This window comes from Pseudomonas sp. UBA3149 (assembly GCF_002364655.1).
In the GTDB taxonomy this organism is placed as follows: Bacteria; Pseudomonadota; Gammaproteobacteria; order Pseudomonadales; family Pseudomonadaceae; genus Chryseomonas; species Chryseomonas luteola.
The window spans coordinates 1-16,749 of the sequence record NZ_DEYV01000047.1; the positions used below are offsets into that span (position 1 = coordinate 1).

At 54.4% G+C, this 16,749-nt stretch carries 18 protein-coding genes and 1 pseudogene; 8 read left to right on the forward strand and 11 right to left on the reverse strand.

The window, feature by feature from the left end; translation table 11 throughout:
* Together B3729_RS23395 and B3729_RS23400 are read left to right on the forward strand one after the other, a co-directional pair.
* Window positions 1-211, forward strand: a pseudogene (locus B3729_RS23395) (dihydroxy-acid dehydratase); the annotation flags it as partial.
* An 86-nt stretch (window positions 212-297) separates the two neighbouring features.
* The gene (locus tag B3729_RS23400) at window positions 298-1,011 is read left to right on the forward strand and encodes a FadR/GntR family transcriptional regulator (protein WP_074827402.1); all 714 of its coding nucleotides are present in this window, start codon (window positions 298-300) and stop codon (window positions 1,009-1,011) included.
* 46 nt (window positions 1,012-1,057) lie between these two features.
* Here the strand turns inward: B3729_RS23400 and B3729_RS23405 are convergent, their stop codons facing one another.
* Both B3729_RS23405 and araD1 read right to left on the reverse strand, forming a co-directional pair.
* Window positions 1,058-2,644, reverse strand: a complete 1,587-nt coding sequence (locus B3729_RS23405) for an aldehyde dehydrogenase (NADP(+)) (RefSeq protein WP_125888922.1) — start codon at window positions 2,642-2,644, stop codon at window positions 1,058-1,060.
* A 212-nt stretch (window positions 2,645-2,856) separates the two neighbouring features.
* Window positions 2,857-3,852 (reverse strand): AraD1 family protein, encoded by a 996-nt coding sequence (araD1, locus tag B3729_RS23410; protein WP_074827406.1) that lies wholly within the window; start codon window positions 3,850-3,852, stop codon window positions 2,857-2,859.
* A 110-nt stretch (window positions 3,853-3,962) separates the two neighbouring features.
* On the opposite strand from araD1, the gene B3729_RS23415 reads away from it, so the two are divergent.
* A complete protein-coding gene (locus B3729_RS23415) occupies window positions 3,963-4,925 on the forward strand; it encodes a LysR family transcriptional regulator (protein WP_019365966.1) in 963 nt (320 codons plus the stop codon).
* On the opposite strand, the gene B3729_RS23420 is transcribed toward B3729_RS23415, so the two are convergent.
* From B3729_RS23420 to B3729_RS23435, 4 genes are all read right to left on the reverse strand, one after another.
* On the reverse strand, window positions 4,915-6,072 hold the full coding sequence (locus B3729_RS23420; protein ID WP_125888924.1) for an aldose epimerase family protein: 1,158 nt from the start codon (window positions 6,070-6,072) through the stop codon (window positions 4,915-4,917). The two genes, B3729_RS23415 and B3729_RS23420, sit on opposite strands and share 11 nt — an antisense overlap.
* 125 nt (window positions 6,073-6,197) lie before the next feature.
* Window positions 6,198-7,172 (reverse strand): HTH-type transcriptional regulator CysB, encoded by a 975-nt coding sequence (cysB, locus tag B3729_RS23425; protein WP_074827412.1) that lies wholly within the window; start codon window positions 7,170-7,172, stop codon window positions 6,198-6,200.
* Window positions 7,173-7,256: 84 nt separating this feature from the next.
* Window positions 7,257-7,748, reverse strand: coding sequence for a universal stress protein (locus B3729_RS23430; RefSeq protein ID WP_019365963.1), 492 nt, complete (start codon window positions 7,746-7,748; stop codon window positions 7,257-7,259).
* 157 nt (window positions 7,749-7,905) lie between these two features.
* A complete protein-coding gene (locus B3729_RS23435) occupies window positions 7,906-8,232 on the reverse strand; it encodes a thioredoxin family protein (RefSeq protein WP_074827414.1) in 327 nt (108 codons plus the stop codon).
* 184 nt (window positions 8,233-8,416) lie between these two features.
* Here B3729_RS23435 and B3729_RS23440 point away from each other — a divergent pair, with 184 nt between their 5' ends.
* The gene (locus B3729_RS23440; protein ID WP_286789197.1) at window positions 8,417-9,493 is read left to right on the forward strand and encodes a 3-deoxy-7-phosphoheptulonate synthase; all 1,077 of its coding nucleotides are present in this window, start codon (window positions 8,417-8,419) and stop codon (window positions 9,491-9,493) included.
* Between the two features lie 53 nt (window positions 9,494-9,546).
* Here the strand turns inward: B3729_RS23440 and B3729_RS23445 are convergent, their stop codons facing one another.
* Window positions 9,547-9,831: a GNAT family N-acetyltransferase gene (locus tag B3729_RS23445; RefSeq protein ID WP_010797773.1), complete on the reverse strand. Its 285-nt coding sequence runs from the start codon at window positions 9,829-9,831 to the stop codon at window positions 9,547-9,549.
* Window positions 9,832-10,289: 458 nt separating this feature from the next.
* On the opposite strand from B3729_RS23445, the gene B3729_RS23450 reads away from it, so the two are divergent.
* Window positions 10,290-10,541 carry an Lpp/OprI family alanine-zipper lipoprotein gene (locus B3729_RS23450; RefSeq protein ID WP_026003970.1) on the forward strand — a complete coding sequence of 84 codons (252 nt, stop codon included), beginning with the start codon at window positions 10,290-10,292 and terminating at the stop codon, window positions 10,539-10,541.
* 93 nt (window positions 10,542-10,634) lie between these two features.
* Here B3729_RS23450 and B3729_RS23455 read toward each other — a convergent pair whose 3' ends face one another.
* The 3 genes from B3729_RS23455 to B3729_RS23465 form a co-directional block, all read right to left on the reverse strand.
* Window positions 10,635-11,615 (reverse strand): L,D-transpeptidase family protein, encoded by a 981-nt coding sequence (locus B3729_RS23455; RefSeq protein WP_150347707.1) that lies wholly within the window; start codon window positions 11,613-11,615, stop codon window positions 10,635-10,637.
* A gap of 70 nt (window positions 11,616-11,685) precedes the next feature.
* Window positions 11,686-11,967 carry a hypothetical protein gene (locus B3729_RS23460; RefSeq protein WP_010797770.1) on the reverse strand — a complete coding sequence of 94 codons (282 nt, stop codon included), beginning with the start codon at window positions 11,965-11,967 and terminating at the stop codon, window positions 11,686-11,688.
* A 102-nt stretch (window positions 11,968-12,069) separates the two neighbouring features.
* Window positions 12,070-12,699, reverse strand: a complete 630-nt coding sequence (locus B3729_RS23465) for an arylesterase (RefSeq protein WP_010797769.1) — start codon at window positions 12,697-12,699, stop codon at window positions 12,070-12,072.
* Between the two features lie 11 nt (window positions 12,700-12,710).
* On the opposite strand from B3729_RS23465, the gene B3729_RS23470 reads away from it, so the two are divergent.
* From B3729_RS23470 to greB, 3 genes are read left to right on the forward strand one after another with little or no spacing between them, the layout of a single operon-like run.
* Window positions 12,711-13,391: an ABC transporter ATP-binding protein gene (locus B3729_RS23470; RefSeq protein WP_010797768.1), complete on the forward strand. Its 681-nt coding sequence runs from the start codon at window positions 12,711-12,713 to the stop codon at window positions 13,389-13,391.
* The gene (locus B3729_RS23475; protein WP_286789150.1) at window positions 13,392-15,899 is read left to right on the forward strand and encodes an ABC transporter permease; all 2,508 of its coding nucleotides are present in this window, start codon (window positions 13,392-13,394) and stop codon (window positions 15,897-15,899) included.
* A 25-nt stretch (window positions 15,900-15,924) separates the two neighbouring features.
* Window positions 15,925-16,422: a transcription elongation factor GreB gene (greB, locus tag B3729_RS23480; RefSeq protein ID WP_010797766.1), complete on the forward strand. Its 498-nt coding sequence runs from the start codon at window positions 15,925-15,927 to the stop codon at window positions 16,420-16,422.
* On the opposite strand, the gene B3729_RS23485 is transcribed toward greB, so the two are convergent.
* Entirely contained in the window at window positions 16,413-16,727 is a 315-nt protein-coding gene (locus B3729_RS23485; RefSeq protein ID WP_286789198.1) for a hypothetical protein, read from the reverse strand. The two genes, greB and B3729_RS23485, sit on opposite strands and share 10 nt — an antisense overlap.
* Window positions 16,728-16,749: the final 22 nt, after the last annotated feature.

Here is a 16,749-nt window from a genome sequence, read left to right on the forward strand (position 1 = left end):
GCTGGACTGCGAGAACGGCCGTCTGCACCTGGATATCAGCGATGAAGAGCTGCAGGCCCGCCTGGCGGACTGGCAGGACCCGAACGCCAACCTGCTCGGTGGCGGTTACCGCAAGCTGTACGTGGACCACGTGCTGCAGGCCGATGAGGGCTGCGATTTCGACTTCCTCGTTGGCTGCCGTGGCTCCGAGGTGCCGAGACATTCACATTGAGTGAGTTCTCAACGCCCCTTTCCGCATTGGCGAGGGGCGAATGTTATGATGCGCGGCCTCGAAACAGGATCGCCACGTCGCGCCTCATGGAATATCGCAAACCTTCACTTCGCAAAAGCATGCATGCCCGAATCGTTCAGGAGTTGGGCCGGCATATCGTTTCTGGCCACTTTCCTGCAGACTCCAAGCTTCCGCCTGAAGCGTTGCTGTGCGAGGAGTATGCTGTCAGCCGCCCGGTGCTGCGCGAGGCAACCCGGGTCTTGGTAGCCAAAGGGCTTGTCTACTCCAAACCCAAGGTGGGCACGGTTGTCAGGCCTCGTCGCGAATGGCATATGCTTGATCCCGACGTACTGCACTGGCTGATGGAAACGACGCCACAAAACGATTTCTTCAACATGCTTTCAAGCGTGCGCTGCATTATAGAGCCCGCAGCCGCCGCGCTTGCTGCTACGCATGCCACACCTGATGACGTAGCGGCCATTGAGAACGCTTATCAGCGCATGGAAGCAGCCAAGACGCCGGAAGAGTGGTTACAACCGGACTTGGATTTCCACAGTCAGATTGCCGAAGCCACTCACAATGACCTCTTGGCTAACCTCTGCAACATGCTATCGCTGGCATTGCGCGAATCGCTCAAGCAATCAAACAGGCGTCCCAACCTTCATGAGTTCGCCCTTCCCCGCCATAAAGCGATCCTGACGGCTATTCAACATGGCGATGCCCTGGGCGCCAAACATGCCACCCTGGTACAACTAGAAGACGCACGTAAGGCTCTTACTCTGGTATTAGAGGGCGAATAGCCATAAAAAAGCCCCGGCACGCCGGGGCTTTTCATTAACGGAGCGATCAGCTCAGCGCATCGCGTGTCGTAACGCCGTTAACCAGACGGGCAATACCCAGCGGGTTAGCGTTCTTGAGTGGCTCAGGCAGCAATGCATCCGGGTAATTCTGGTAGCAGACCGGGCGCAGGAAGCGATCGATGGCCAACGTACCTACGGAGGTTCCGCGAGCATCGGACGTTGCCGGGTAAGGGCCACCATGAACCATGGAGTCACAGACTTCTACGCCGGTTGGATAACCATTGATCAACAGGCGCCCTGCTTTTTGCTCAAGCACAGCTGTCAGCTCAGCACCGTAGGTTTCCAAGTCACCCGGCTCGGCAATCAGCGTCGCAGTCAGCTGGCCATGCAGGCCATGCAATGCGCGAATCAGCTCGGCCTTATCGGCAACTTCTACCACAATGCTAGTTGGACCAAAAACCTCTTCCTGTAACAACTCATCACCTTCCAGCAGCAAGCTGACATCAGCCTTGAACAACTGTGGCTGAGCCTGATTGTTATTTTGCTGGGTTGCACCGGCAAGATGAGTAATACCGGAGTGAGCATTCAAATGCTCGAGACCTTTGACATAGCTCTTCAGGGTGCCTGCATTGAGCATGGTCTGCGCCGGCTGGTCATTCATGGTCGCGGCGAAACGCTCCAGGAATGCAGAGAACTCCGGCGAGCGAATGCCAATGATCAGGCCCGGGTTGGTACAGAACTGACCACATCCCAACACGACCGAAGCGGCCAGCTCGTTAGCCACATTATCGCCGCGCTGCTTGAGTGCTTCAGGCATCAGCAGAACCGGGTTGATACTGGACATTTCAGCAAAGACCGGGATCGGCTGAGGACGTGCAGCAGCCATATCACATAGTGCGCGACCACCTCGCAGCGAGCCCGTGAAACCGACCGCCTGGATGGCTGGGTGCTTGACGAGCTGCTCGCCGACGCCAGCGCCGTAGATCATATTGAAAACACCAGCCGGCATGCCAGTACGCTCAGCCGCACGAACAATGGCTTCAGCCACATATTCAGCTGTTCCCATGTGACCACTATGGGCCTTGAACACAACCGGGCAACCGGCAGCCAGCGCCGAAGCGGTGTCGCCGCCTGCGGTAGAGAATGCCAGCGGGAAGTTGCTTGCACCGAATACGGCTACTGGACCAAGACCGATACGGTATTGGCGCAGGTCTGGACGAGGCAGCGGCTTGCGGTCAGGCAAGGCACGGTCGATGCGCGCCCCGTAGAAATCACCACGACGCAGGACCTGAGCGAATAGGCGCATCTGTCCACTGGTGCGTCCACGCTCGCCTTGGATACGGCCAGCAGGCAATGCGGTTTCGCGGCAAACCAGCTGCACGAAATCGTCACCCAGCGCGTCCAGTTCGTCTGCAATGGCCTCCAAAAAGCTGGCACGCTTTTCAGCGCTCAGGCTGCGATAGATGGGATAAGCCTCTTGCGCAGCACGTGCAGCAGCATCAACTTCTTCAGGCGTAGCCTGATAGAACTTATACGATAACTGTTCTCCAGAGGTCGCATCCACGCTATAGACGATAGTTTCGCCTTTAGCACTACGCGCTCCGCCAACATAGTTATGTCCTGTGATCTGCATGCTTAACTCCTTGACCATAAAGGGTTTCAGGACACTGCGCGAGCCAATGCTCACGCAGATAAAATGAGAAGAACATCGGTGTCAGGCACTAAAGGTACATCCTGTCGAACTTTAAGTCATCATACAACATAGCAATTTAGTGATTTAACCGGCCTCTTATGAAGGCAGATTTAGCTGACAACCCACGTTTAAAGCACTTGATGTTCAGAAAGTTATAGCGCTTTGATGTTGCCTATTACGAAATCCGGCTTATGGGAAGCGATGCCATTGATCAGAGGTTTACCGAATTCAGGCATGCTGATTTCGAACCGATCTCCCGGCTGCGCCTTGATACCGTCAGCGAAGGACAGTGTAGCCGTTCCGAAAAAATGTACATGTACGTCGCCCGGACGCAAAAACTGGTTGTACTTGAAATGGTGATATTCAAGATTCGCCAGGCTGTGACACATATTCTCTTCGCCTGAAAGAAATTCCTTTTCCCAAAGGACCTCACCGTTACGGCGAATCCGGCTCATACCTGAAAGGTGGCGAGGCAGCTCACCTACTCGTAATTCAGGCCCAAATGCGCAACAGCGCAGTTTAGAGTGCGCTAGATAAAGGTAGTTTTTCCGTTCCATGACATGATCGGAAAACTCATTTCCCAGCGCAAAACCTACCCGATAAGGTTCCCCGTCATCACCGATGACATACAGGCCGGTTAATTCAGGCTCTTCACCGGCATCTTCGGCAAACTCGGGAAGGGAAAAATCCTCGCCCGGACGGACAACAATGCTGCCGTCACCCTTGTAGAACCATTCTGGCTGCGCCCCCACTTCACCGGCCGAAGGTCGTCCGCCTTCAAGTCCCCAGTTGAACATACGCATGCTGTCGGTCAACTTGGCTTCGTCCTGATTGTTGTGCTGATGCATCTTGTCTCGCGTAGAAGCACTGCCCAGATGCGTAAGCCCGGTTCCGGTAACCAGGCAGTGGGCCGTATCGTCATGATCCAGCGGAGGTAATACGCGACGGGCTTCAAGCACACTGTCATAACTCGGCCCTGGCTCGGTACCCTGCGCCTGGACCTCAGCAACCAGATCACGTCCGTTTCGGATTGCATTCAGTGCCAGCTCACGTGTCGTGCGAACATTACGTACAATCTGGAGATTCTCGCCTTCAACCACTCCTACATGGCGCTGGCCTTCTGAAGTCTCAAATTGAATCAGTCTCATGGGGTTTGCTCTTATCGTTATGGGCTGAATGGATAGCGCATACTTTACGGCGCGCGCAGAACGCTGCCTAATGAGAGGTACTGATTAAGTGATAACCTTTGGTTATTCCCATGATTCCATCTTTGAATTCCATTTCATCGCGCCTACGCGTACGTCAGCTCAAGCTTCTCATTGCCCTTGAGGAGCATGGCTCACTGCACAAGGCTGCCGAGCAGGTTGCTATTACTCAACCGGGTGCAACAAAAGCCCTCCATGAAATTGAAGCGACACTAGGCGCCACCCTTTTTACACGTACCAGTCAGGGACTGGTGCCTAACGATCTGGGACGCTGCGTGATTCGGTATGCGCGCCTTATTCAGTCCGACATTGCCCACCTCAGGGAAGAAATGATTGGCATCCTGCATGGTCAGGGTGGCCGGTTGTCCATTGGCGTTATCATGGGTGCGGTGCCGCTGCTCATGCAGTCGCTCAATCGGCTTCGCCAGAAACAGCCGGAACTGTCGATTCATATCGCGGAGGACACCAGCGCGCGACTGCTTGCCCTTCTCGACCAAGGGCGGGTAGACGTAGTGATTTGCCGAACCAGCGTAAGCACCCGGCCTGATGCGTATGAAAAGCTGATCGAACATCCAGAAAGCCTGGCGCTGGTGGCTCATCCCAACCATCCGCTGGCCAACGCATCACTTTCCAGTCTGGACGAGCTGACAGGCTATCGCTGGGTTGTCTATCCCTCCAACATGCCCATGCGCCTCGCGCTCGAACAGCAGTTTCGCCTTGCAGGGCTCGACTTTCCGCGCTATCCCATCGAAACGGCCTCTACGTTCACGATGCTTAGCCTGTTGCAGGAGGATCCGCATCTTCTGGCTGTGATGCCTAGCGATGTAGCGCTCTTCAGTGAACGCTTTGGCTTGCTCAAGCGGTTTTCCATTGACCTGCAAATCAACAGCGAGCCCTATAGCGTTGTCATTCGCCAGGGCATGGACGTCACCGCACCGGCCAAAATGCTGATTGAAGAACTAAGGCAGGATATGGGGCTGACGGTGCAGCCCCATAGGCAGGAGATTACTGCTTGAGGGTCGAGAATTTGTAGATGGTAGTCTGCTTGTATGTCTCGCCGGGATTCAAGCGAGTGCTGGCAAAGTTGGGCTGGTTTGGTGCATCGGGGAAGTGCTGAGCCTCCAGCGTAAACGCTCCCCAGTGCGGATAAACTTTGCCTTGCTTGCCTTTGATAGTGCCATCCAGAAAGTTGCTGGTATAAAACTGCACACCCGGCTCGGTTGTATACATCTCTAGACGCCGCCCGGATGATGGATCAAAAGCCGTAACCGCTACGGCATCGAGCTGCCCCGGCTTATCAAATGCCCAGTTGAAATCAAAACCACCCTGTTTGGGCTCGGCATATTTCAGCTGTTGGTCGTTGTCACGAATGTGCGCACCGATAGCAGTCGGATGGACAAAGTCCATAGGCGTACCCTTCACATCAGCCAATTCCCCGGTTGGAATCAGCGTTGAATCAATCGGGGTGAACTTGGACGCATGGATAGTCACCTTCTGGTCAAGAATGGTCCCGTTGCCAGCGCCCGCCAGATTGAAATAACTGTGATTGGTCAGGTTGACTACCGTAGGCTTATCCGTCGTTGCGGTATATTCGATCTGCAACTCGTTATGCTCGTTGAGAGTGTAACGCACAGTAGTTGTGAGCGTGCCTGGAAAGCCCATCTCACCATCAGACGAAACATAGCTAAGCGATACGCCTTTCCAATCCTTGCCCTCGATAGGCTTGGCCTGCCATACCTTGGTATTGAAACCTTCCGGCCCGCCATGCAGGGCGTTTGGATCATTATTGATCGGCACCTGATACGTCTTGCCATCAAGCTCGAACTTACCCTTGGCCAGGCGATTGCCGAATCGGCCGATCAGCGCACCAAAGTAAACGGTGCCGTTATCCAGATAGCCTTTCACATCATCAAAACCTAGAACGACATCTTCCATATGCCCTTTCGCATCGGGCACCTCAATGGATTGAACGATACCGCCATAAGTAATGATGCCAACTCGCATTCCGTTGCTGTTTTGTAACGTATAGCGCTCGATGGCACGGCCATCAGGAAGTGACCCGAACGGGGCACGATCAACATGCAACGAGCTGGCTTGGGAGAGTCCGGACATAAGAGCGAAACCTATACCTAGCAGAACAGCAGACTTTCGGGACACTTTCATCGTATGAACCTCGTATTGTTTTTCTTGTAAGGGACACCTGTGAGCTGCTGGAAAGCTCACCCCGCCACTCTGACACAAAATGAGACGAAGTGACTCCCTTTCTTTCATACGATGATTAAGCGAGTCTAGTAGGTCGGCAATGTGACTTCAGCAAATAGGTCTTCAACTTCCTGGCGGCTATGGCACTGCATCGCCTGCACCAGGACTTCACGCGTCAGATGCGGGGCGAAACGACTAATGAAGTCACACATATATCCCCGCAGGAAGGTCCCCCGACGCAAGCCGATCTTGGTAATGCTGGCCTCGAACAATTCACTGGCGTCCAGCGCAACAAGGTCACTGTCGAGCTTATGGTCAACCGCCATATCCGCCACGATTCCCACCCCCAGACCGAGCCTTACATAGGTCTTGATAACGTCGGCATCGGCTGCGGTGAAAACGACTTTTGGCTCCAATCCTCGCCGGCTAAAGGCCTCATCCAGCTTGGAACGTCCTGTAAAACCGAATACGTAGGTGACGATGGGATGCTCAGCCAGGGCTTCCAGGGTGAGCTTGGGCACTTTGGCCAAGGGGTGACTATGGGGCACGATGACACATCGATTCCATCGATAGCAGGGCAGCATGATCAGATCACCAAAATGCTCAAGACCTTCCGTTGCAATGGCAAAATCAACTGTGCCATCTGCTGCCATTTCAGCAATCTGCATAGGTGTACCCTGCTGCATGTGCAGGGCGACATCCGGATACTGCTTCATGAAATCACTGATCACATCCGGCAATGCATAGCGGGCCTGGGTGTGCGTCGTGGAGATTGAAAGCGTGCCTTTCTTCTCGTTGGAGAACTCTTGAGCGATCTGCTTGATGCTTTCGCACTTACGCAGGATCTCACCAGCGGTCTGGATAATCCGCTCACCCGCTGGCGTAATGCGTGTCAGGTGCTTGCCGCTGCGAGCAAACACTTCTACCCCCAACTCGTCCTCAAGCAACCGGATCTGCTTACTGATGCCTGGCTGGGAGGTATACAGGCTTTGCGCTGTTGCAGAAACATTGAGATCGTGATGCGCCACTTCCCATATGTACCTCAATTGCTGAAGCTTCATGATGGCTCCTTGCTATAGCTAACAGCACCATTGTTATAACCTATACTAACGCACTACGAAAATATTTATAGCCATTGGTAATTATCAATGGCTGCGATGCTGCAACATGGGTACAAGATAGACAGGCACATCCGCCATTTGCAGAACTTTGCCTGCAGTACGTCCCAGCGGTGTATCCCAAGTACTGCCATGACTATGACTGCCCAACACAATCAAATCGACAGCCAGATCATGGGACTGATCAAGAATGACCTGAGCGGGATCTCCCTGAACGACCCGCACCAAACGGATACGGTCAAACTCCTGCGCAGTCTCCCCCATTTCATCGCGCAGACACTCGATCACGCGCTGCTCAATATTGGCTAAAACGGTATTGAAACCCTGCTTGTTCAATTGTGCCAACGTGGAGGCATCCATATAGGTTTGCAAAATCGAGTCAGCGAACAACCCCAAGGGTTCAACCGCATGTACGACATACAACTTAGCATCATGCGCTCGCGCCAAGGAAAGCGCATGCTGCAAGACAGAGGATGAGTAGATGCCCAGATCAGTTGCATAAAGAATCGATTGGATCAATTGGCCCCCTCAACTACTGACGTGGATGGCCGTCATACGACATGCCGAATGCTTATTCATCATAGGAAAGCGTAGCAGCGTATTGCCACTTCGCCGTGCAAAATGCTGGTAAATGCCTTAATTTGCGACTTGGTTAGTTAACACCACACTTCTCTCATCAAGGTAAATCATCAGCATCACGGCTCAGACAAGCCAGAATTCCCTGATTCAATTCAGACTCGGTCATCCGCGTTTTCAGCCCGCCATAAAATAGCCCCTGACGTACTACGAACAGAGCAGGCAAGTGAAATACCTCATAGCGCTGCACCATTCCTCCGTTTCGCTCCGCATCGACCCAGGCGATTTGATCGCATGGCAAGTTCATCTCCGGCAAGCGCTCTCGCGCCCACCGGCAACTTGAGCACCCTTCACTGGTGAAGATAAGCAACGTTACTCCCGAAAGCGCCAACAACGCCTGATCCGCATCAAGATCGCTTAATTCCACAAAGCCTCGCTATTTCGTACTGGTCAAGACATTCAAGGACGCAACAGGCCGCTTCGTCTCTCGAACCGGAAAAGGCCATTGTCGCCTCCTATGAAGACACGTTATGGTTAGCTTCTTGTCCACCTTTTACCGCGTAACGCCAGCCGGTTATGCCCAAGCAGGCACCGTGGCCTCCGAGAACACTATGGCCGATTTACCTATAAATGACCTAAACGTCGTATCAAACGACCCCCTGATAACGCCTGAGCGACTCAAACTAGAGATTCCTTTGACCGAAAGCGCCTCCAAGACAGTCGCTCAGGGTCGCCAGGTGGTGCGTAATATCCTTGATGGCAAGGATCATCGGATTTTTGTCGTGATTGGCCCCTGCTCCATTCATGACATCAAGGCAGCCCACGAGTACGCCGACCGCCTGAAGGTTCTGGCCGAAAAAGTTTCCGATACCCTCTTCCTTGTCATGCGAGTGTATTTTGAGAAGCCGCGGACGACAGTCGGCTGGAAAGGGCTTATCAACGATCCCTACCTCGACGACTCCTTCAAGATTCAGGATGGTTTGCACATTGGTCGCCAATTGCTGCTAGAGCTGGCCGAGAAAGGCTTGCCTACTGCCACCGAAGCACTAGATCCCATCTCACCACAGTATCTTCAGGACCTGATCAGCTGGTCTGCAATTGGCGCCCGGACCACGGAGTCCCAAACGCACCGTGAAATGGCTTCCGGCCTTTCATCGGCCGTTGGCTTCAAGAACGGCACTGATGGCAGCCTGACCGTTGCTATCAACGCCTTGCAATCAGTCTCAAACCCACATCGTTTCCTCGGCATCAACCAGCAGGGACAGGTCTCGATCGTGCAGACCAAAGGTAACCCCTACGGTCATGTGGTTCTGCGCGGCGGTAACGGCAAACCGAACTACGACTCGGTCAGCGTTGCGGTATGCGAACGTGAATTAAGCAAAGCCAAGGTCAAGGCTAATATCATGGTGGATTGCAGCCATGCAAACTCTAACAAGGATGCCTCACTGCAGCCGCTGGTAATGGATAACGTTGCCAACCAGATAATCGAAGGCAACCAGTCCATTATCGGATTGATGGTGGAGAGCCATCTGGGCTATGGCAACCAGCCGATTCCTAAGGATCTCAACGAACTGAAATATGGCGTTTCGGTTACAGACGCTTGCATCGATTGGGAAATGACGGAACAGAGCATCATGAGCATGCATAACAAGCTCAAGGATGTACTGCCCAAGCGCAAGCGCGATTGATTGCCAGTCTTCTTATAGCCGGGTTCTTTACCCGGCTTTTTTATACCTGTCGATTAGTGAGGAGCCGTTAGCTTCTGCTGACGCCGCTCGATATAACGCTCGACATAGGAGCAGGATGGAATGACGCTGTAGCCACGTGACTCCGCGTACGTCAGTGCGTGTTCGGCTAACGCTGCGGCTATTCCCCTGCCCCGCAGATTATCGGGCACAAAGGTTCTGTAAAAATCCATGGTCTGCTTACCAAGATCCATATAGGCAAGATACGCTCGCTGCCCATCGACGTGGATGACAAACTGGTGAGATGAGAGGTCGTGGTCGATTGAAAACGACTCGTTCATATCTGCTCCTTGGCGGAAAACCGATTACCCGCCTTATCTCTCTTATTGGGAAGCGACATTGCTGCCGAGCCTATTTTCAGACTACAGAAATGGCTGCCCCGTTCGGGCCGGCCATCGCACAACAATCATGACCTTAGGCTTAATACAACGAGCATCTGGCGCAAGACTCAGAGCCTAATAGTGCGTTGAAGTTTGCATTAATACAACCCATTAGCCATGTAACTGTTTGCCTTAGTCGCGCTCCTTATACCGTCGGAAAACCCGTCATCAGTCACCCTTGGACACTTTTTAAGCAACGCAATGTCAATTTATCGAGCTTATGAAAGGGAAAGTGAAAAAAACTCGCGAACCTTGCATTCGCTCAGTTTACTTACTACACGTTATGAGTAGTATGTAGCGCGCAATTTTCCGCTGGGAAATTTGCACTCTATATGGAAGTCCACCTCAAGGGGATAATGATGAACAACGCTCTGAAATTTGCCGCTCTGGCTCTGGCAGCTGCCCTGGCTACTGGTTGCAGCCACGCTTCCAAAGAAAGCGAAGCCCGTCTGACCGCTACTGAAGACGCTGCTGCTCGCGCTCAGGCTCGTGCTGACGAAGCTTATCGTCATGCTGACGACGCTCTGGCTGCTGCTCAGAAAGCTCAGCAGACTGCTGACGAAGCTAACGAGCGCGCTCTGCGTATGCTGGAAAAAGCCAGCCGCAAATAATAGGTCTCTGACCTGTTAAGCTGACTCTCGGGTCGGCTTTTGCGAGCAACAAAAAGCCCGCCATTTTGGCGGGCTTTTTGTTGCCACACTGTTTTATAGCGCTGCAGCAGGCTGATCAGCGGCAGTCGCAGCAGTTTGCGAAGCCTGATTGATGGTAGCAGCCACCTCTACAGGCAGACCATCCTGCGCCGTGACGATATCCTTTACCAATTCCCAGTTCAGCTCAGCGTGACCACTCAAGTCCTCGCGACGGATCATGGCATTCACCACAGCCGTGTGCTGGTCGATCATGGCCGGCTTGCCATTTTCGCTCGAGAGCGGCTCATGCGCCTCCAGATACAGCTTGCCTTGGCTGATACCAAACTTGTAAGGCTCGTTGATGATGCGTACAGGGGTGTTCACCGGAATCATTCCAACGAACTCCTTGAGATCCTCATTCAGCATCCGGAAACAGCCGTGGCTGACCTGCATGCCGATACCAAATTTCTTGTTGGAACCGTGGATCAGATAACCTGGTAGCGCAAGATTCAACTTGTAGGGTCCAAGCGGATTGTCCGGCCCAGGCGGAACCACGGCTGGAAGCGGATCACCATCGGCGGCGTGCTCGGCACGAATCGATGCAGGCGGATACCAGCTGGGGTCCTTGGTCTTGGCGGTGATTCGGGTAGTCCCAACAGGCGACCCCCATCCTTCACGTCCAATTCCCAATGGGTAGGTGAAAACCGTATTACCCCCTTTGGGATAGTAGTACATACGGTACTCAGCCAGATTAATGACAACCCCTTCACGCGGTCCAGGCGGCAGGATGAACCGTGTAGGCAGAACTACTTCGGTACCCGCCCCTGGCAACCAGGCATCAACGCCCGGGTTCGCTGCCACCATCTCCGAATAGCCAAGATCGTACTTCTCACCGAGGTCTGCAAATGTGTCTTCGTAGGCGGCCTTGATGACCTGCACCTCGCCCACGATATCTTCACCAGGCGGTGGAAGCGGCAATTCCAGGGCGCAAGCCGTACCGGCAGTCAGACTAACGGCAAGCGATAAACAGGCGATAGATGATGCGCGAGACAACATCGAAAAATCCTTTGAAAAGAATGCTGTAAATAGTGTCAGTGTAACACTGCGCCTATAAGGTCGTGAGACCTCAGAGGAACGAAACAGTACCCACTTCACCCCGTTTATCTGCTTCCAGACGTTCCATGCACTGGGGGCATAACTGCGAGTGTCTCAGCCAATGCCGAGCCAATGGCTGAAACTTGGGCTCGGCCGGGAGAAGGCTGCCGCACAATGTGCGATCGGCATGTCCGCCTAGCTCAAGCTGGCGTGCAACGATGTGCAGCCGTGTTGTCCGGCAGGCGAACAGATCGAGCTGTGAATCAGGCACGATAAGTTGAAAGCCAAACAAGGACCAGGCGTGACGCGACATTTGAGGCTCCAGAAGGGGGGCGCAACCTTAACGGAAAGGCGTTGACCTGAAAAGCAGGTGAACCGGATTTAACCGCCCCAAACTGTAAAATCTTACAAAATGTCAGTGCTTTGCATTCTGCGTCCGTTCAAGCAAGGGCTGTAAGGCTTGCCAGGCATTTTCCAGTAGTCTTGGCTGTCCGGCTGCATTGGGATGAATTCCGTCTGGCTGCATGTACTGCTCTATTCCTCCAACCCCCTCCAGAAAGAAGGGCACCAGTGCGACCTTTTTTTCTTCAGCCAGACTGGAATAAACCGCAGCGAAACGCTCGGTATACTGAATGCCATAGTTGGGCGGCAACCGCATTCCTAGAAGCAGTACCTTGGCACCTGCCTGCTTGGACTGGTCAATCATTGATGCAAGATTCTGTTGCAATTGCGCAGGGGGCTGGCCACGCAAACCATCATTGCCGCCCAGCTCAATCAGCACAACATCAGGCTTGTGCTCATTAAGTAACGGCGATAGCCGGGAAAGCCCGCCGGCACTGGTGTCACCGCTGATCGAGGCATTGATGACCTTGTAGCTGCCCTTCTGTTCGTCCAGCCGTTTTTCAAGCAGCGAAGCCCATCCTTGGCCCGTTTCTATCCCCAAACCGGCACTGATACTATCTCCAACGATCAAAAGCGTCTGTGCTGCGGCGTGTTGCGCAATTAGAAACAGCGCGAGACAGCCGCCCGATAACCATTTACGCATGCGGAATCCTCATGAGCGCCAGCATTCTAGTTGCCCAGAACCTTAGCAAGGTTGTACCCAGCGCGGAAGGTGAACTCACCATCCTTCATGGCCTCGACCTTGAATTGGCAAAGGGCGACAGCCTGGCCATCGTAGGCAGCTCAGGCTCCGGCAAATCCACTCTGCTAGGCCTGTTGGCCGGGTTAGATCAGCCGAGTGAGGGAGATGTTGTTCTGGCGGGACATGCTCTGGCCGCATTGTCAGAGGATGAGCGTGCGCGAATACGTGCCGAGCATGTCGGATTCGTTTTTCAGTCGTTTCAACTGCTCGACAGCCTGACCGCTTTAGAAAATGTCATGCTCCCCATGGAGCTTGAAGGTTACAAAAATGCGCGTGATCGCGCCGAGTCTCTTCTGGAACGAGTCAATCTGGGGCATCGCCTGAGTCATTATCCGCGCCAGCTTTCTGGAGGCGAGCAGCAACGAGTCGCCATCGCACGGGCGTTCGCTGCTAACCCCAAGGTATTGTTTGCCGACGAGCCTACCGGGAACCTGGATACTACTACTGGCGCCCGTATCAGTGACCTGCTGTTCGAACTGAACACAGAGCTTGGAACCACCCTGGTGCTGGTGACCCATGATGAGCGACTCGCGCAGCGATGCAATCGTCTGATACGTCTGGAAAGCGGCCGCCTAGTCACATTGGAGGCCTGAATGACTCGCCTCCCCTTCTTCCGATTATTGCGTCAAGCCAGCCGGCAGCTTATGCGAGAAGTTCGAGCCGGAGAGCTGCGAGTGCTCTTCTTTGCACTGGTGATTGCGGTTGCCTCAAGCTGTGCGATCGGTTATTTCACGGCTCGCCTGAACGAAGCCATGGTGTTGAGGGCCACGGAGTTTCTAGGCGGTGACCTGGCACTGCGAGGTACCTCGGCAGCTCATCAGGAGCAGATCGATGCCGGCCTTGCCCAAGGGCTGAAACATGCTCAAACCATAGAGTTTTCCAGCGTCATTGCCGGTGAACAGGCCATTCAACTGTCCAGCGTCAAAGCCGTCAGCGGCTCCTATCCGCTCAGGGGACAGCTCAAGAGCACGTTCACTCCACAAGGTCAGGAAACAGTTGGAGGCCTTCCAGATTCTGGGGAGGCCTGGGTCGAGGCTCGTCTGTTACCGGCACTTGAACTGAAGATAGGTGACACGATCGATGTTGGTCGTAAAACACTACGTATCTCTCGCATCCTGACCTACGAACCCGATCGCGCTGGGGACTTTTACAGTTTGACGCCACGTGTCCTGATGAACAGTGCAGACCTGCCGGCCACTGAAGTCATCCAGCCGGGCAGCCGGGTTCGCTACCGAGACCTCTGGAGTGGAGCGACCGATCAGCTGGAGCGTTACCGGGCAACGCTCGAACGTAGTCTCGATGTCAATCAGCGAATCGAGGACCCACGCGACGGTAATCGTCAGCTCGGCAGCGCCCTGGACCGAGCGCAACGCTACCTGGGATTAGCGAGCCTCGCCGCCGTGTTGTTGGCTGGCGTGGCCGTGGCCATGTCGGCCAATCGCTTCGCAGTCAGGCGCTTCGACGCAAGCGCTCTGCTCCGCTGCCTTGGGCTTTCGCGCCGGGAAGCCTTGATTCTGTATAGCGTGCAACTGGCCATGCTTGGGCTGCTGGCCAGCGTACTGGGCGCTGTACTGGGCTGGCTTGCCCAATTCCTGTTGTTCCACCTGATGGCAGGATTGCTGCCCGCAACGATTCCCAGTGCAGGACTATTTCCAGCACTTGCGGGTATGGGGACGGGCCTGATCGCGCTTGCTGGTTTCGCGTTGCCGCCCCTGGCTGCACTTGGCCGAGTCCCGCCCCTGCGCGTTCTGCGCAGCGACCTTCTTCCTGTCCCTCCTAGAAGCTGGATCGTCTATGGTACTGCCCTGCTGGCCTTAGGGCTGATCATGTGGCGGTTATCGCTGGACCTCAGGCTAACCCTGGCACTGCTAGGTGGCGGACTGGCTGCCACAGTAGTGCTTGGCGGACTAATGCTGCTGGGCTTGAAAGGATTACGCCGCATGCTAGCCTCGGCACCGCTTGCCTGGCGTTTGGGGCTGGGCCAATTGCTTCGTCATCCAGTCGCTGCTGCCGGACAGGCCCTGGCATTTGGGCTGATTTTGTTGGCGATGGCGCTTATCGCCTTGTTGCGCGGAGAAATACTGGACCGCTGGCAGGACCAGCTGCCAGCGGACTCCCCCAATTATTTTGCACTCAATATCCTGCCTGCCGAGAAGGACGCCTTTGCGGCACAGATCAGCCAGCTGTCGCCCAATCCGAAACCGTTATATCCCATCGTGCAGGGTCGTTTGGTGTTGATCAATGGCGAGCCTGCCAGCGAGGTCGTAGAAAGCGAGTCACGCGGAGACCGCGCCACGCGTCGCGACCTTAGTCTTACCTGGGCTGACACACTACCCTCAGGTAATGTCATCACTGCCGGACGGTGGTGGGACGCCACACCTCCAACACGTGATCTGCCGGGCGTATCCGTAGAAGCAGAACTAGCCAAGAGCCTCAAGGTAGGGATAGGCGATCATCTCAGCTTCAATATTGCCGGCAAGATCATAGAGGTGCAGGTGAGTAGTCTGCGAACCGTGGACTGGAATAATTTTCAGCCCAATTTCTTCATGATCTTTCAGACGGGAACGTTTACCAATGTTCCCGTCACCTATCTCACCAGCTTTTACATTCCGCCTGGCCATGACCGGGCCATGGTTGAGTTGGCACGTCAGTTTCCAGCCGCGACGTTACTGCCTATCGATGCGATCCTTGCGCAACTACGCAGCATCCTGGGCCAAGTAACCATTGCGGTAGAATTCGTCTTGCTCTTTGTATTGGCCGCTGGAATGACGGTCTTGTTTGCCGGTCTTCAATCCACACTGGATGAGCGCATACGCCAGGGTGCACTTTTGCGGGCACTGGGATCAGAGCGACGACTCCTGATACGCACCCGCCGGGTTGAATTTGCCTTGCTTGGCGCAACCAGTGGACTTTTGGCAGCATTAGGGTGTGAGATCATTACAGCTTTGCTGTATCGCCTTGTGTTCGATATGCCATGGCAACCACACCCATGGCTTTTGCTGCTTCCCCTGATAGGCGCAGCAATGATTGCTGCAGCCGGTCTTTTGGGAACGAGACGGGCATTGACGGTCAGTCCGCTACGCATTCTGCGGGAAGGTTAATCAGGTTTTTATATGGAATGGATGTATGAGTCGATACCGACCACCTCGTAGTGCAGGCACCCCTTTGATTACGCCCGAAGGCGAAGCGCGCTTGCGCGCCGAGCTGCATGAGCTCTGGAATGTCCGTCGACCACAAGTTACGCAGTCCGTGAGCGAAGCGGCGGCCCAGGGTGATCGTTCAGAGAATGCCGAGTACACCTATGGCAAGAAAATGCTGCGTGAAATCGATAGCCGTGTACGTTTTTTGCGTAAGCGATTGGAGAATCTCAAGGTTATCAGCGAGCGGCCGGCAGATCCCAACAAGGTGTATTTTGGCGCCTGGGTAACCCTGGAAGATGACGAGGGTGAACAGGCTCGCTATCGAATCGTAGGACCGGATGAGTTCGACATAAAACTCAACCAGATCAGCATCGACGCCCCGCTGGCTCGTGCCATGGTCGGTAAACCGCTGGATGCGGAAATTACCGTGCAGACACCAACCGGCGAGAAGCGCTGGTACATCGTAGAAATTGATTACCCCTGACGCCGGGTAATCACGCCTTGCCGGGCGATCCGTGTCAATTCATGCACGACCGCAGCCGCCTGGTCCCTGGAAGGCGCTTCGATGACGGCGAAGTCAAACATGTCCTTGGCAAATTGGCTCAACTCCTGCGGTTGCTGGGCAAAACGGATCTGGAAGGAGCGAGAAGCAGGCCAACGCCTTGTCCAGCCTTCCAGATACCGGAGCAGTGTGGGCTGATGCAGTCCGCCAAGCAAAATGGAAGGATGCGAGCTGAGCGATCCGTGAGTAATGGGGGTCAGGCGCAATTGGCAGTGGGAAATGGTCATGGTGATGGTATCCGCCTCATAA